The following is a 15,485-nucleotide window of genomic DNA, read 5'->3' as shown; positions in this document are numbered from 1 at the left end:
GTGAGAGAAAGCAGAAGAAGGTGAATGTAATGTCCGAAGACGCGCCGGTGAATGTCGGCGCCTCCGGATGGCCCAGCGATGCTCGGGCCTATCTGGGGGTACGGAGGATGCAGACCAAGCTGCATGGTTGGGCGGCCACCGATGGTGGTCGCCGGTTCGATGACCTGTGGAACCTTGTGTGTGATCCGGCGTTCTTGACGATGGCGTGGGAACGCGTCGCCGGGAACAAGGGGTCCAAGACTCCCGGGGTGGACCGTGTCACCGTGGCACGGATCAGTTCCGGGGTCGGGGTGGAGGAGTTCCTGCGAAACATTCGAGCCCAGTTGAGGGCTGGAGAGTTCAGGCCGGTGCCGGTGCGGCAGGTGATGATCCCCAAGGCCAGCGGCAAGCTGCGCAAGTTGGGCATCCCGACCGTGACCGACCGGGTGGTGCAGGCAGCTTTGAAGCTGGTCCTGGAACCCATCTTCGAGGCCGACTTCAAGTCGTGCTCCTATGGGTTCAGACCTAACCGGCGCGCGCAGGACGCGGTCGCCGAGATCCACCACTTCGCGAGCAAATCGTATGAGTGGGTGCTGGAGGCCGACATTGAGGCGTGTTTCGACATGATCGACCACACCGCCTTGATGGACCGGCTCCGGTGCAGGATCGGTGACAAGCGGGTGCTCGCGCTGGTCAAGGCGTTCCTGAAAGCGGGAGTGCTCACCACGGTGGGCACGACCGAGGGGACGATCACCGGCACCCCACAGGGCGGGATCTTGTCCCCGCTGCTGGCCAACATTGCCCTATCAGTCCTCGATGACGAGTTCACTCGCCGCTGGGACCATGAGATGGGCACGGCCGGAAAGCGGGCCTGGCGCCGTGACCACGGCAAAGCGTCCTACCGGCTGATCCGTTACGCCGATGACTTCGTCATCGTGGTGAAGGGTCAGCAGGAACACGCCGAGCAGTTGCGTCACGAGGTGGCAGACGTGCTGGCCCCGATGGGGTTGCGTCTGTCGCCGGAGAAGACCCGCGTGGTCCACATCGACCACGGGTTCGACTTCCTCGGTTTCCACATCCGACGGATGCGGAGACGAGGCAGCAACAAGTGGTACGTCTACACCCTGCCCGCGAAGAAGGCGATCGCCTCGATCAGACAGCGGGTGAAGACCATGACCTACAGGAACACCCTGCACCAGGACCCGGGATACCTCATGGACTATCTCGGGCGGGTGCTGCGGGGATGGGCGAACTACTTCCGGTATGCGGTGGCCAAAGCAACCTTCGCCGCGATCGACTCCTACACGTGGGAGCGGATCACGGCATGGCTACGCAAGAAGCACCGCCGACTCGGATGGCCGGAACTCCGCCGCAGGTACTGCCTGCCCGGAACCTGGCGCCTCGCTCACAACGGGAAGAGGTTCACCGGCGCCGCCAGCGTCCCGGTGACCAGGTACCGCTACCGCGGCTACCACATTCCTACCCCCTGGGACCGGCCAGCTGTCACCACCAGCTGAACCAGCCCTCTCTCATGGAGAGCCGGATGCGGTGAAAGTCGCACGTCCGGTTCGGCGGGCGGCCTGGGGAAACGGACCGGGAGCAATCCCGACACCGCGCCCCAGGCCGACCCAACTGTCGAAATGTCCTGAATCGAACGAAGGAAGTCTAGGGCGTCCGATTCCGTGACGTAGATCTTGTGACGCATATCGGCAATAGCCTGGATACGAGCAACGAGACCCTCGCGATTAAAGCGAGCGTCGATCTTCTACTTGCCAAGCTGTTCTAACCCGCCAATTGGCCCCGCATCTAGGCTTCCTGAACGATTAGTCCGGTTCAGATAGAAGGTCGCGAACCCGAGTTCAAAATTGTCGCGCCCGAAGGGGAAGTATAGATCTCAGCCTGCTTACGCCACTCTTCTAGAGTTAAAGGGGCTCTTCACAAACCAGGGTGTAGGTAGCGCTGTTCGGGTTTGCGGCGTGGCGGCTGGCTGAAGGGGTCGAGGCCCTCCGAAGATGAAGGTTCCTACACGCCTCATCTGGAAGACCTCGACGTGCCTGACGCTACCTTCAGCTGCCCTGATCTGACTAGTTTCTGCCTGCTCGACGGGCTCGGGTTGGAGGTGACCGGGCAGTGCGTCGAGTCTGAGCGTGCTGTGTTGGCCTGCCGGGTGATCGACGCCGATGACTGGTGCCACGACTGTGGAGGCCAGGGCAGAGCTCGAGGCACTGTGGTGCGGTGGCTGTCGCATGTTCCGCTGGGGTGGCGCCCCACGATCTTGCAGGTGAGGGTCCGGCGGTACAGGTGCGTCGAGTGCGGTCGGGTGTGGCGACAAGACCTGAGCAAGGCGGCCGAGCCCCGTTCGAAATTGTCTAGGGCGGCGTTGCGGTGGGCGTTGGAAGGGCTGGTGATCCAGCACTTGAGCATGGTCCGGATCGCGGAAGGTCTGGACGTGGCCTGGAACACCGCCAACGACGCGGTGCTGGCCGAGGGCCAGCGGATGCTGATCAACAACCCTGCCCGGTTCGACGGGGTCGAGGTGATCGGCGTCGATGAGCATTGCTGGCGACACACCCGACGCGGTGACAAGTACGTCACCGTGGTCATCGACTTGACCCCGACCAGGGACGGTACCGGCCCGGCACGACTGTTAGACATGATCGAGGGCCGCTCCAAGCAGGTGTTCAAGACCTGGCTCGCTGAGCGCCCCCGAGCCTGGCGTGACCAGATCGAAGTCGTAGCCATGGATGGGTTCACCGGCTACAAGACGGCTGCCGCGGAGGAACTGGCCCATGCCACCGCGGTGATGGACCCCTTCCACGTAGTCCGCCTGGCAGGGGAGGCCCTGACCCGGTGCCGGCAACGGGTTCAGCAAACCACCCGCGGACATCGAGGCCGTGCTGGAGATCCGCTCTACCGGGCCAGGCGCACCTTGCTGACCGGTGTTGATCTGCTCACCGACAAGCAGGTCGCCCGCCTGGAAGCGCTGTTCGCTGACAACCAGCATGGCGAGGTCGAGGCCACCTGGGGCATTTACCAACGTCTGGTGGTGGCCTACCGGCAACCTGACAAGAAGTTCGGCCGCTACCTGCTCAACAAGGTCATCGATGACATCAGCACAGGCGTTCCCACAGCACTAGTGGAGTTACGCAGCCTGGGTCGGACCCTGAACCGGCGCGCCGCTGACGTGCTCGCGTTCTTCGACCGGCCAGGCACCTCCAACGGCCCCACCGAGGCCATCAACGGCCGACTCGAGCACCTCCGCGGTATCGCCCTGGGCTTCCGGAACCTGACCCACTACATCGCCCGCAGCCTCCTCGAGGCCGGCGGATTCAAACCCCGACTACACCCTCGATTGTGAAGAGCCGTTAAAGGAACATCGCGAATCCTGCGACAGAACTGGTTCGGGAAATCGAGCGAAGCGGGTGGGTCCCATGGCGTGGTGTTTTTCTAGGCGGTCAGTGGGAGGGGGTTGGGGGTCTGGTCGGCGCGTTGTTGGAGGGTCTCGGTGAGGCGTCGCATGGAGGTCTCTGACAGGTAGCGGCGCTCGCCGTAGTGCCATTCTCCGTGTTGTTCGAGCAGGATCGCGCCGATCAGACGGGTCACCGATCCTCGGTCGGGGAAGATCTGGACCACGTCTGGGCGGCGTTTGATCTCGCGGTTGAGACGCTCGATGGGATTGTTCGACCAGATCTTGCGCCAGTGCTCCGTCGGCATCGCAGCGAACGCGGTCAGGTCCGGGTGCGCCTTGTCGAGCATCGCAGCGATCTCACCGAATCCAGAGGCCTCGAGACTGTCGGTGACGTGTTTGTGGCCCCGATCGGCTACCTCAACGTCCGCAAGACTGACGAGAACGGCCGCGAGGTCAGGACAGTCGAGGTCGATCCCGAACGTGCCCCGCTCATCCGGTGGGCGTTCGAGCACTACGCCGAGGGCGAGACCTCAGTGACCGGGCTACTGCGCGACCTGACCGCACGGGGGCTGGTCACAGTGCCGACGCCAAAACGCCCGTCCAAACCGCTGGGGAAGAACACGCTCTACAAGCTGCTCACCAACCCCTACTACGCGGGAGTGATCCGCTACAAGGGCGTCCTCCATCCCGGCGCACACGAGCCATTGATCGAAGCCGCCCTGTTCGATCGCGTGCAAGCGCTCCTGAAAGCACGCAACGCGCAGGCAACCAGGCACGTCCAGCACGCCCACCACCTCAAAGGACTGCTGCACTGCGGAACCTGCGGGTCCCGGATGCTGCTGGATTTCGCAACCAACCCGAGAGGCACCACATACGCCTACTTCGTCTGCTCCGGCCGCGCTGCGAAGAAGACCGGCTGCACGCGCCGGTCGGTGCCGGTCGCGGTCGCCGAACGCCTCGTCGCCGACTCCTATGTCTCGATCACGATCAGCGACCAGACCTACCGCGACCTCGCTCAGCGGGTGGACGCGGCATTCGACAAGCGCATGGCCGACCGCAGCCAGGAGATTGCTGACCTCGCGGCGCACCGGGCCAAGCTGGAAGCCGAGAGCGACAAGCTGCTCGCCGCGCACTTCACCGACGCCATCGACCTACCCACATTGAAGCGGCATCAAGACCGAATCCGGACAGCCCTCGCCGACGTGAACCAACGCCTCGCCGAGCACGACAAGCACCACGCCGACAGCCGAACATTCCTCCACGACAGCCTGCGACTGCCCACCGACGCCCACCGTGCCTACGCCCGATCAGGCGACGCCGACCGGAGACTGGCGAACCAAGCGTTCTACACACGGCTCGACATCACCGACGACGAACAGCCACGTCCACATCCGGCGGAGCCCTTCGCCACCATCATCCGCGAAGCACACCACAGCCACGGCGGCGAGGGCGAGGAGACCAAACGGGAACACTCCACATCTGCCGATGTCGAGTGTTCCCGTAAGACACTTTGCGTGGGGCTCCTAAAAAATTACTGCAATCGGAACGAGACAACTCGTCAAATCAATGGTCTGGTCGCAGAAGCCAGGGGCCAGTTCGGCAGTGCGGTACCGCGGCGTACTCCTCTACCTCCGCTGCGGCGCGGGCAGGGAAACAGCTGTCTGCCACGACGGAGCGGGCCATCGCAGCCGAGTACCTGGCCGGGCGGACGATGAAGGGGATCGCTGCACTGCATGGCATCCACCGCGTCACGGTCAGCGAGGTGCTCACTAGGACCGGCACGTCCAAGCGTCCGAAGGGCATGAGCCCGGTCCAAGTTGACACTGCTGCTCGTCTCTACGAGTCCGGGATCTCGCTCGCCAACGTGGGCGCGCAGATCGGGTTCGACGCCAGCACGATCCGCACAATGCTGCTGCGGCGCGGCGTCAGGACGCGCGACTCCCACGGCCGGGAGAGGTGACCTTCGCGGGTTGCGTCCGCAAGTGCTCCCGATACTCCGCCCGGATTGCGTCGTACTGCTCGTCCGTCAACGATGCCAAATAGCTGACGGCATCGCCCGACCATACGTGCGCGACTCCGTTGCTGTGCTTCCAGGCGTACTTTGTGTTGTCGCGTAACGATTCCTTCCAGCAAATCGCCTGGTAGTCGTATGTCGTCAGCTTCCGCCCGGCGTGCTTCTCGTTCACCTTGTCCAGCAGCTCCGTAGTGCTGAACGGGTGCGTCTGGTTCGGGTCAGTTTTGCGCACGACGACCTGACCATCCGCGGTTGGCGACACGGCGACGACGAGGTCGGCGCTGGCCATCTTCTTCACGGACTGCATGTTGATGTCGTAGACCGTCGCCACACGAGCCAGGTCGCTACCAGCCGACTCGACGTCGTCCATGAGATGACGCAGCTCATCGATGAACTCCTGCACCTCGGCCACCATCGTTGCGTTCTTGTCGACCTTCATGAACTGGACGGCATCGGCCGGCGCCGTCGCACCCAGCGGCAGCAGTTGCCAGGTCATCGAGTCGGCCAGATCCTTCTTGAACTTCGCCAGCATGAAGTCCCGGTAGTTCAGGACGTTCTGCTGCAGGAAGGGGTAGATCACCGCACCCAGTCCTTGCGCGTTGTAGAGATGGATCGCCCGGTCGCGATACTCGGCCAGCGCCTTAACGTTGGCAGTCACCGCAGGGCCATCGATGTCCGACGGCCAGAGCTTGTTTGCGGCGACCCTCCCCAGCGCGTCGTCGAGCCCGACCGAGCGGTACCGCTCGCCGCGCTGCTGCGGGTAGAAGATCGAGCGGTTCTTCTGTCGCAGTGTCGCCTTGAGCGCCAGCTCCCAGGCGTTGACGATGAGCATGACGGTGACCTCGTCGCGGTAGGTCATCTGCGGCTTGTTGTAGACCTCGACCGCAGCCAGCATCGCTGCGAGCGAGTTATCGGGCTCTTCACAATCGAGGGTGTAGTCGGGGTTTGAATCCGCCGGCCTCGAGGAGGCTGCGGGCGATGTAGTGGGTCAGGTTCCGGAAGCCCAGGGCGATACCGCGGAGGTGCTCGAGTCGGCCGTTGATGGCCTCGGTGGGGCCGTTGGAGGTGCCTGGCCGGTCGAAGAACGCGAGCACGTCAGCGGCGCGCCGGTTCAGGGTCCGACCCAGGCTGCGTAACTCCACTAGTGCTGTGGGAACGCCTGTGCTGATGTCATCGATGACCTTGTTGAGCAGGTAGCGGCCGAACTTCTTGTCAGGTTGCCGGTAGGCCACCACCAGACGTTGGTAAATGCCCCAGGTGGCCTCGACCTCGCCATGCTGGTTGTCAGCGAACAGCGCTTCCAGGCGGGCGACCTGCTTGTCGGTGAGCAGATCAACACCGGTCAGCAAGGTGCGCCTGGCCCGGTAGAGCGGATCTCCAGCACGGCCTCGATGTCCGCGGGTGGTTTGCTGAACCCGTTGCCGGCACCGGGTCAGGGCCTCCCCTGCCAGGCGGACTACGTGGAAGGGGTCCATCACCGCGGTGGCATGGGCCAGTTCCTCCGCGGCAGCCGTCTTGTAGCCGGTGAACCCATCCATGGCTACGACTTCGATCTGGTCACGCCAGGCTCGGGGGCGCTCAGCGAGCCAGGTCTTGAACACCTGCTTGGAGCGGCCCTCGATCATGTCTAACAGTCGTGCCGGGCCGGTACCGTCCCTGGTCGGGGTCAAGTCGATGACCACGGTGACGTACTTGTCACCGCGTCGGGTGTGTCGCCAGCAATGCTCATCGACGCCGATCACCTCGACCCCGTCGAACCGGGCAGGGTTGTTGATCAGCATCCGCTGGCCCTCGGCCAGCACCGCGTCGTTGGCGGTGTTCCAGGCCACGTCCAGACCTTCCGCGATCCGGACCATGCTCAAGTGCTGGATCACCAGCCCTTCCAACGCCCACCGCAACGCCGCCCTAGACAATTTCGAACGGGGCTCGGCCGCCTTGCTCAGGTCTTGTCGCCACACCCGACCGCACTCGACGCACCTGTACCGCCGGACCCTCACCTGCAAGATCGTGGGGCGCCACCCCAGCGGAACATGCGACAGCCACCGCACCACAGTGCCTCGAGCTCTGCCCTGGCCTCCACAGTCGTGGCACCAGTCATCGGCGTCGATCACCCGGCAGGCCAACACAGCACGCTCAGACTCGACGCACTGCCCGGTCACCTCCAACCCGAGCCCGTCGAGCAGGCAGAAACTAGTCAGATCAGGGCAGCTGAAGGTAGCGTCAGGCACGTCGAGGTCTTCCAGATGAGGCGTGTAGGAACCTTCATCTTCGGAGGGCCTCGACCCCTTCAGCCAGCCGCCACGCCGCAAACCCGAACAGCGCTACCTACACCCTGGTTTGTGAAGAGCCAGTTATCGACCAGCCGCTTGATCGAGACGTACGGCGCGCTCATGAGTTGCCCTCTTGGTTGGCTCGGTTTGGTGTCCCAGCGGGAAACTACTTCGGGAAGCTGGAGCCCAGGACGATCTGCCAGAGCCGCTTCGCCTCGTCATGGTCACCTCTCGCTTCGGCCTCGTTCGCTTTACGCGCTCTCTCCGCGGCAGAACCAAGTGCTTGGATGATTTCCTGTCGCCCAGCCCAGGTGAGGTAGCCGCTCAGCGTTCCCGATTGGCCGCCCGGGTCGCCGACGTCCAAGTGCGACGGCGCCCACTCGAAGAAGCTGGCCAGGGCGCTCTGCCGGTTACTCCCGAGCGTCTTGAAGGTGCTGGCGGTGATCGTTTCCAGATGGAAGGAGCGGAGCCGCTTCGAGTGCGCGTTGTTCCACTTCTTCAGGAGCAGTACCAGCGGAGCCAGGTTGTAACCAAGGTCAGCATGCTTCTTTGCGAACCACGCGTTCGCCACCGTGGGAGCGGTGTTGATCCACCCGCCGTCGCCGCCCGGTAGCCCGTAGACGTCGTTGCCGTGCGAGAACACCGGCGCCACGTCGACATGACCGCCGTTCTCGAAGAAGATGCGGACTGCTTGACCTCGGGCGCCGACCTGCGCTGTCGACAGCCCGTTGTAAGCTCGGCGCACTCGATAGAGGAATGCCTGCGAGTCGAAGCGATAGGTGTTCCACGCACCGTTCGCGTTCGAGAACACCGCCAGGACGTCGATGTCGTCGATGGGGCGGACGATCGTTCCCTTCGCGGCCGAGCCCATCAGGATCGCGCGGCTGAACGGGAGATCGCTAGTGTCGGGAAAAGCTGCGTTGAGGTTTTCTACGACGCGGTCTTTGCGCGAGTTGATGATCGACGTCTTCTGGTAGTCCGTGACAGAGATGTCGGACAGGAACTGCGCCATTGCTTGGCTCGTGGTTGTCATTCGCCCTCCTGACGCGCGCGCTTGCTCAGCTGCGTGGCGGCGGCCGACATCGCCGCCTCGTTCTTCCGACGCTGGAGCTTGTAGATGAGGTCTGGGACGGCGGGAGTGTCACGGCGGAGCTCGAACAGCGCCTCCTGCCAGACGCGCAGATTCTCGCCTGTGATCGGCTCGTCCTTGTTGCCGATCCTGCTTTCGATCTCTCGGTAGAGCGCCTCTCGGTCTCGAGCCGAGCGTAGGATTCCGACGATGTAGTCGGTGACGTCGAGGAACGCGGGCAGTAGCGGAAGGACGACGCCAAGCAGGAACGTCACGAGCGTCAAGCCGGTGACGATACAGATCGTGGTGAGTGCCGCTGCCCAGAGCACGGCAACCACTGACCAGATGATCCCGGTGAACCTCAGCAGGCGGTAGCTGTATGCGGCGTTCGAGCGTTGTGCGACTGCAACTGCAGTTTCGCCCGGATCGTCTTTGGCAACGACGTACCAGCCGAGCATCTCCTCCTTCTCGGCAACGACGACGAGCTCGCCGTCATGCCCGGCGGCCAGCGAGATGTCCTCGAGCGACGGCAACTTCGGTCGAGGCGTCCCCGGCGGCATCTCGTAGACATAGAAGTCGAACTGCTCCTGCACGGCGGCAGCCTGCTCAGTCCTCTTCTTCTGGGCGTGCATCAGCAAGGTGCGTCCGAGGAAGAGCCAGGCCCCCGCGATACTGCCAACGATCACACTGCTCTGTGGCCAGATCACGGCGACGATGGGCGCGGCGAGGCCGATGACGAGCATCCCGAACCAGCGAATCGCTACCCAGCGCTTCGCACGCGAGTAGAGACGCTTCTGCGCGATCAGGAGGCGCAGCGCGTCTACTTCATCCTGACGACGCAGAAGGCTCGCTCCAGTCGCGGGAGGGGTGTATTCGCCGGTATGTGTCATGGTCGGCGGCTACCTGTTGAAGAGCAGCTTCAACTGCTCGATTGCCTGGGCGTGCTTTCCGTCCGATTCGTACTCCCGTGCCTTGTTGGCGCGCGTGACGGCTCTGCCGAGCTTTGACAGCGCGTCCTGCCGATTCGACTCCGACGAACAAGCCCCGAACCGCGAGCCAAGTCCGGTCGGATCGTTCATCGCGGCAAGGCTGGCGTCGTACATCTTGTCCAGCGCCAGGTAGAGATCCCAGAACGGCAGGTACGACGACTCGCCATCGAGGTGCTTGGCGGCTCGCATCTCGAGATAGCAGGACGACACGGGAACGTTGCTCAGGTACTTCCAGATCTTCAGCTGCCGCGCGAGCGTCTTTGCAGCTCCGTTGTGCTTGGCGTTGACGTCGTTGACGTACTTGTTGTGCTCCTTGGGATGGGTCTTCATCCAGCCATCGGCTGGGTTGGCTATCCAGTAGCCACTTGCCGCAGGGTAAGCCGGAACGACTTCAGCGACTCCATCGGAGAACCGACACACGACAGCCGGCCGGCGCACGACGATCGTGGTACTCGGAAAACGATCCTGGAGTGTGTCCTTGACCCGGTTCAGCATCGTCCAAGGAGATTCGGGCTGGACACCCTTCAGTGATGCCAGGTAGTCGGCGTCGCTGTGCTGCCAAATGCCAGTCCCGTGGCGAAGCGAACCGATCTCAAACATCTCGTGGAGCCCTAGGTAGACATCAAGCCGCGTCTCGACGGACGCGCGATGGCTCTTTGCCGCGTCGAATTGGGTCGAAGTCGGCGTGTACAGGCTCGTCAGGCTGTTGAGCCAGGCGCGGGCACTATCGCTCATTGCCCGGCCCCTGACCGTCTCACCGTCGAACGCGCATCGGTCATATCCGCCACGCTCCCGGCACTGCTCGTGCGTAGTCCTCGATGCCGATGGCCTCGAAGTGACGTTTGGCGGACTTGATCTTGGCGAGTTCGGTTGGGCGGAGCTTCGAGTCATCGAGCGTGCTCTTCGTCTCGCGGATCATGTAGATCCGGTCTTCGCCGTCCTCCTGCTTGATGATCGCCCAGTCGGGGTTGTACGGGCCGACCGGGGTTTCGATCTTGAACTTGGCGGGCAGCTTCATGAACAACTTGATGTCCTCGCGCGAGTCGAGCAGCTCAGCGAACTGGCGCTCGACGTCCGAGTCGAAGACGACGTAGTCGAAATCGGTCTTCTGGGTGTGCTGCACATTGTACATCTGGTCAAGGAAGCGCTCCTTCTCCTCCTCGCCGTCCCGCTGCAACTCGCGAAGCTCGTAGACCGAGCCCGCGATCCTCTCGTACTGGATCCCGTCGACCACGATCTTCGCCAGCTCGCTCTGGAGGGCGCGTTTGGTCATCGCAATGAAGTCGTTGGGGTTGCCGATGAACTCGCTCAGCCGCTCGCTGCCGATCAGGATGTCGACGATGGTCTTGCGGGTGAGGGAGGTGGCTTCCTGAAGCTCCGTGATGATGTCTGGCAGGTCGTAGCTGCCCTTGAGATCGGCCGAGCGGGTGCCGAGTTCTTCACCCTTGGCGCCGCCCCGCAGCACCTTGACTCCAGCGCGGGTCACCTGGATACGCAACGCGTCGATCTTGGGTGCTTCACGGATCGCCCGGACGGCGTTCTCGATCAGCTGCTCACGCTCGACCTTGACGCGGTAGGTGGTCTTCTGGCTGATCGTCTCCCAGAACTCCTCGAACTCGGGGGTCGAGTAGAGCTGCTTGTTGAGCACGCGCGGCTGACGCTTGCTGACGGGCTTGACGTACTTGCCGATGTTGGCGCGTTCAACCAGTTCGATGATGATCGGCTCAGCCCAGACGAAGTCGACGGGCAGGCCGAGGTCGAAGCCGAGCTGGTTCGGCTGGAACTTCGAGGTGACCGCGCCGTCCTTGTCGATGAAGCCCTTGTCCTTGAGGTGCTCCCACACGAGGACGGATCGCTGGTAGCCGAACTGGTCATCGGTGAGCGCACCGTTCTCGTCCTGCAGCGGGATCTTCGAGAACTCGGCCCGGCGCACCCGGCCGATCTCGACACCGGCGTCCTTGTACTCACGCTGGAGCGCGTCCGCGAACTTCGTGTACGACTCGTTCGCCACGACCGTCAGCGTCGCGACGCCCCGGTCAGCCACGCGGGTGTAGCCGTCAGCGGTCTTGGCGACGGGGAGGCGCAGTCCACGGCCGAGGGTCTGGCGCCGCTCGGTCTCGGCACCCATCTCGCGCAGGGTGCAGATCTGGAAGACGTTCGGGTTGTCCCAGCCCTCGCGCAGGGCAGAGTGGCTGAAGATGAAGCGCACGGGCTCGTTCTCGTCGAGCAGGCGTTCCTTCTGCTGCATGATCAGTTCATAGGCGTCGTCATCGGCCTTGGTCGTGCCGGACGAGTCCTGGAAGGTCGTCGTCTTGCCACGCCTAATCTCGGAAAAGTAGGCCCGGCGCAGTTCGCTCGGTGCCTGCGGCAGCAGCTCCTGGTAGCGCGCGGACTTGGCGCGCTCCTCGACGAAAACCTCGTCGAACCACTGCACGAAGTCACCGCTGGCATCGTCGTTGTTCGTGCCGTCGCCCAGGTAGCTGGCGACCTTATCGACGAAGAAGAGGCTGAGCACCTTGATGCCCTTGGCACGGAGCATCGATTCCTTGCGCAGGTGCTCGCGAACGGTCTCGCGGATCATCTCCTTGTAGATCGCGCCGGCCGAAGCACCAATACTCTCACCCTCGTACAGGAATCCGTGGGTGGTGAGGTCGACGTAGGCAGGCTCAATGCTCATCTCGTTGATGCGCCAGCCCTCGTAGATCGGGTTGTTCGTCAGGCGTGCATCCGACAGCTCCTGGTGCTGCTTCACGCTCACGACCCGCCGCTCAAGCGAACCATCGGCCTTGCGGCACGACAACTCCAGCCGGGCCGACCACGACGGCTCACGCCGCACCTCAACCAGCTTGATATACGGCGTCGCATCGGCACCCTGCTGGCCCACCTCTGCCACAACGATCTGCTTCACCAGACCGAGATCGTGGGCATCGACCGGGTCGAGCCGGTAGACGACGTTGCGCTGCTTCTTGTGCGTCGCGCTGTAGCGCAGCGTAAACACCGGATCGAGTTCACCCACCGCTGAGTGCGAGAGCTGCGACTCCATGTTCTGCGGCTCGTCCATGATCACGACCGGGTGGGTCGCCTTCAGATAGTCGATCGGTCGCAGCCCGTTCAGCTTGTCACGCGTCTGGTGGATGATGCGGGTGTTCGCATTGCCACGGATCGAGTCAATCGTCATGATCAGGATCTGCACGTTGGTCGAGGTCGCGAACGACTGCACCTCCTCGGCGCTCTTACCGCTGTAGATCGAGGCATCGAAGGTGATGCCCTGCGGCTTGTAGAGGCGCTCGAAGTGCTCGCGCATGAGCCGGATGCTCGTGCTGACACCCTCACGAATCGCCACGCTCGGCACCAGGATCACGAACTTCGTGAAGTTGTAGCGGACGGCCAGATCGAAGATCGTGCGCAGGTAGACGTAGGTCTTACCCGTGCCGGTCTCCATCTCGATATCGAAGTCGAGCGCGTCGCCCGCAAGCGCCGACGCCACCTCAAGGCCGATGCGATCCTGCACACGCTGCAGGTTCGCAAGGATCAGGTCACGATCGAGCACCAGGCTGTTGCCGACTGCGCCGACCTCCTGCGTCAGGTCGATGTCAAGCACCGACTGGACCGAGTCGGGCAGCACCGCCGCACCACGCAGCGTCGTGACCAGCTTTTCTGCATCCTTCGGCTGCCCGTCGAACAGGTCGACCACTGACGCGATCGCATCCAGCTGATACGGCTGACTGGCGTCGAACTGGAATCCTGATCCGCTCGCTGTGCTGTTCTTCATACTCAGGCCGTCCAGAGCTCAATGCCCTTGGCTCTAGCGAGCTGTGCCAGGTTGGTCTTGAGTTCGTCATCGCCGTGGAACGCGTCCTCGAGCACGATGATTCGCGTCGGAGACTCGTTAACGAGTGCACGGAGCTGCTCGAGCGTCGGCTTGACGTGCTCGTTCAAGTACGCCAGCACGGCGATATCGCCGTCACGGTCATGAACGAGACGAACATCGAGGCCACCAATCTCGGCAGGCGCAATGTCTTCAGTCAGCGAATAGCCCTGCTTGAGCAGGGTCTCGGTGAGCAGGTCGTCGGCAGTCGCGTCGTCGGTCGCACTGTCACGAAGGCTCAGCAGGTGCTGCTGCAGTGCGTCCTCCTCAACATCGCTCGACAGCCGCCACTTGGCGAAGTTCGTGTCGCAGAGCCTGTAAGCGCGGAAACCTACGTCTGGCACGGCCGTACGTTCGCTAAGCGTCTGGGTGAACTCCCTGGCAGCCCATTCCCCGGCGCGCGCAATTCGCGCCCGAGAAACTTCGGCAATCGTACGGTAACCGTCCTTCGCAGCTGCAGAGGCTGCATCCAATGGCTCTGGAAGCTGAACAAGGATGAAGTGCCGGTCTGCAACGTCAGCAGCGTTAGCCCCGAAAACTGCATCGGCAGTCGTTGCAGAACCGGCAAAAAAATCCAAGACAAAATCCCCCGGGCGAGTTGTCGTGGTCACGATCTTCGATAGCAGTGACACCGGCTTTGCATAATCGAAGTACGGCGCAAAACCGATACGCTTCGCATCATCCTTCGACCGGTCATAATTGATCTCTTTCTCAAGCCACATAGACTTGAGCTTGCGCTGCGACTCCTCGGTCAAGTAGTCCTTCTGGAAGATGTCCCACCGCTTATCGCCAGCTGTGCCGCGCACCTGACGCGCAATCAGCTGATCGATATCAGTGGCGACCTTGCTCGGGCTCCATCGCCAAGTTCCAGTAACTCCATTGCTGAAATATGGCCGAATCTCCGTCCATTCACTTGGACTCGCTGGATTAACCGATATCGCGCTCGTGTTCGGATTGACGTAGATGGGATAGTGAAGCGTCGGTGACTCGGCGGCCGTTGCGCGGCCACCCCTAAGCCTCAGTCCTATCTCGCGATATCGACGGCCATCAGCATCGACCTTCGCATACTCAGCCTTCTGCTCCTCAGTCAGCGCCTCGCCATAAATTCCTGCTCGAGCGATGTTCCGCGCGTAGACGTGAATGTATTCGTGGGTCGGCGCAACATGCCGCGCAGACTGACGCCCGCGCGGGTTTGAGTGAACGGCGATAGTCGCGACAAAGTTTCCTTCGCCGAAGACCTCGTTGCAGAGGCGCTTCAAGTTCTCTTGTTCATGGTCATCAATCGAAATGAAAATGACGCCATCGTCGGCGAGCAGGTTCCGCGCCAGCTTCAGGCGCGGGTACATCATGTTGAGCCAGTTGGAGTGGTAGCGTCCCTCGGTCTCGGCGTTGGTCGTGACCTTCTTGCCCTCCTCGTTGACCTGGCGCGTCCACTCAAGGTAGGTGTCGAGACCTTCCTTGTAGTTGTCGGGATAGACGAAGTCCTTGCCGGTGTTGTACGGAGGGTCGATGTAGATCAGCTTGATCTTGGCGTGGTAGTGCTTCTGCAGAATCTTCAATACCTCGAGGTTGTCGCCCTCGATGAAGACGTTCTTCGTCGTGCCCCAGTCCTTCGAGTTGTCGAAGTCGGGCTTCAGCGTCGCCGTGGTCGGCTCCTGCGCGGCACGTAGGGCGCGCTTCTTGCCAGGCCAGAACAGTCCGAACCGCTCACTGCTGTCGGCAACGTCGCCGTTGAGCAGTTCCTTGAGCTTCTCGACATCCACCTTGCCGTCGGCGATTGCCTCGGGAATCAGATCGGCAAGCTGCGCTGCCAGCTCGGTCTGGAAGTTCGGAGTAGTGGATGGTGTTTCGTAGATATCGTCAGTCATTCGGGTGATTCTCTTTCAT

11 protein-coding genes and 2 pseudogenes are annotated in these 15,485 nt (G+C 62.6%); 4 read left to right on the top strand and 9 right to left on the bottom strand.

Features of this window, described 5'->3' with window-relative positions:
- Positions 1–29: 29 nt before the first annotated feature.
- Entirely contained in the window at positions 30–1,496 is a 1,467-nt protein-coding gene (gene ltrA, locus BN1186_RS10140) for a group II intron reverse transcriptase/maturase (RefSeq protein ID WP_040283344.1), read from the top strand.
- A gap of 533 nt (positions 1,497–2,029) precedes the next feature.
- Positions 2,030–3,337 (top strand): ISL3 family transposase, encoded by a 1,308-nt coding sequence (locus BN1186_RS10130; RefSeq protein ID WP_040281693.1) that lies wholly within the window; start codon positions 2,030–2,032, stop codon positions 3,335–3,337.
- A gap of 89 nt (positions 3,338–3,426) precedes the next feature.
- Here BN1186_RS10130 and BN1186_RS10125 read toward each other — a convergent pair.
- Positions 3,427–3,789 (bottom strand): annotated as a pseudogene (locus BN1186_RS10125) (transposase); the annotation flags it as partial.
- Here BN1186_RS10125 and BN1186_RS10120 point away from each other — a divergent pair.
- Both BN1186_RS10120 and BN1186_RS10115 read left to right on the top strand, forming a co-directional pair.
- Positions 3,679–5,103 (top strand): recombinase family protein, encoded by a 1,425-nt coding sequence (locus BN1186_RS10120; RefSeq protein ID WP_425471490.1) that lies wholly within the window; start codon positions 3,679–3,681, stop codon positions 5,101–5,103. The pseudogene BN1186_RS10125 and the gene BN1186_RS10120 sit on opposite strands and share 111 nt — an antisense overlap.
- A complete protein-coding gene (locus BN1186_RS10115; RefSeq protein ID WP_040283845.1) occupies positions 5,100–5,348 on the top strand; it encodes a hypothetical protein in 249 nt (82 codons plus the stop codon). Before BN1186_RS10120 ends, BN1186_RS10115 begins: the two co-directional genes overlap by 4 nt.
- Here the strand turns inward: BN1186_RS10115 and BN1186_RS16370 are convergent.
- The 8 genes and pseudogenes from BN1186_RS16370 to BN1186_RS10080 all read right to left on the bottom strand — a co-directional run bounded on the left by BN1186_RS16370 (position 5,314) and on the right by BN1186_RS10080 (position 15,466).
- Complete coding sequence (locus BN1186_RS16370; protein WP_342777363.1) at positions 5,314–5,691, bottom strand: hypothetical protein; 378 nt, start codon at positions 5,689–5,691, stop codon at positions 5,314–5,316. The two genes, BN1186_RS10115 and BN1186_RS16370, sit on opposite strands and share 35 nt — an antisense overlap.
- 96 nt (positions 5,692–5,787) lie before the next feature.
- A pseudogene (locus BN1186_RS16365) lies at positions 5,788–6,303 on the bottom strand (DUF3644 domain-containing protein); the annotation flags it as partial.
- 19 nt (positions 6,304–6,322) lie between these two features.
- Positions 6,323–7,630: an ISL3 family transposase gene (locus BN1186_RS10105; protein WP_040281693.1), complete on the bottom strand. Its 1,308-nt coding sequence runs from the start codon at positions 7,628–7,630 to the stop codon at positions 6,323–6,325.
- A 208-nt stretch (positions 7,631–7,838) separates the two neighbouring features.
- The gene (locus BN1186_RS10100; RefSeq protein ID WP_040283844.1) at positions 7,839–8,684 is read right to left on the bottom strand and encodes an SMODS domain-containing nucleotidyltransferase; all 846 of its coding nucleotides are present in this window, start codon (positions 8,682–8,684) and stop codon (positions 7,839–7,841) included.
- 17 nt (positions 8,685–8,701) lie between these two features.
- Complete coding sequence (locus BN1186_RS10095; protein WP_040283843.1) at positions 8,702–9,631, bottom strand: S-4TM family putative pore-forming effector; 930 nt, start codon at positions 9,629–9,631, stop codon at positions 8,702–8,704.
- 9 nt (positions 9,632–9,640) lie between these two features.
- Positions 9,641–10,465: an SMODS domain-containing nucleotidyltransferase gene (locus BN1186_RS15550; protein WP_052460019.1), complete on the bottom strand. Its 825-nt coding sequence runs from the start codon at positions 10,463–10,465 to the stop codon at positions 9,641–9,643.
- Positions 10,466–10,505: 40 nt separating this feature from the next.
- On the bottom strand, positions 10,506–13,502 hold the full coding sequence (locus BN1186_RS10085; protein WP_040283842.1) for a restriction endonuclease: 2,997 nt from the start codon (positions 13,500–13,502) through the stop codon (positions 10,506–10,508).
- Between the two features lie 2 nt (positions 13,503–13,504).
- Positions 13,505–15,466 carry a site-specific DNA-methyltransferase gene (locus tag BN1186_RS10080; protein WP_040283841.1) on the bottom strand — a complete coding sequence of 654 codons (1,962 nt, stop codon included), beginning with the start codon at positions 15,464–15,466 and terminating at the stop codon, positions 13,505–13,507.
- Positions 15,467–15,485 lie beyond the last annotated feature (19 nt).

Source organism: Tessaracoccus massiliensis, assembly GCF_000826065.2.
Classification (GTDB): domain Bacteria; phylum Actinomycetota; class Actinomycetes; order Propionibacteriales; family Propionibacteriaceae; genus Arachnia; species Arachnia massiliensis_A.
This window is presented reverse-complemented; position numbering and strand designations above follow the sequence as displayed.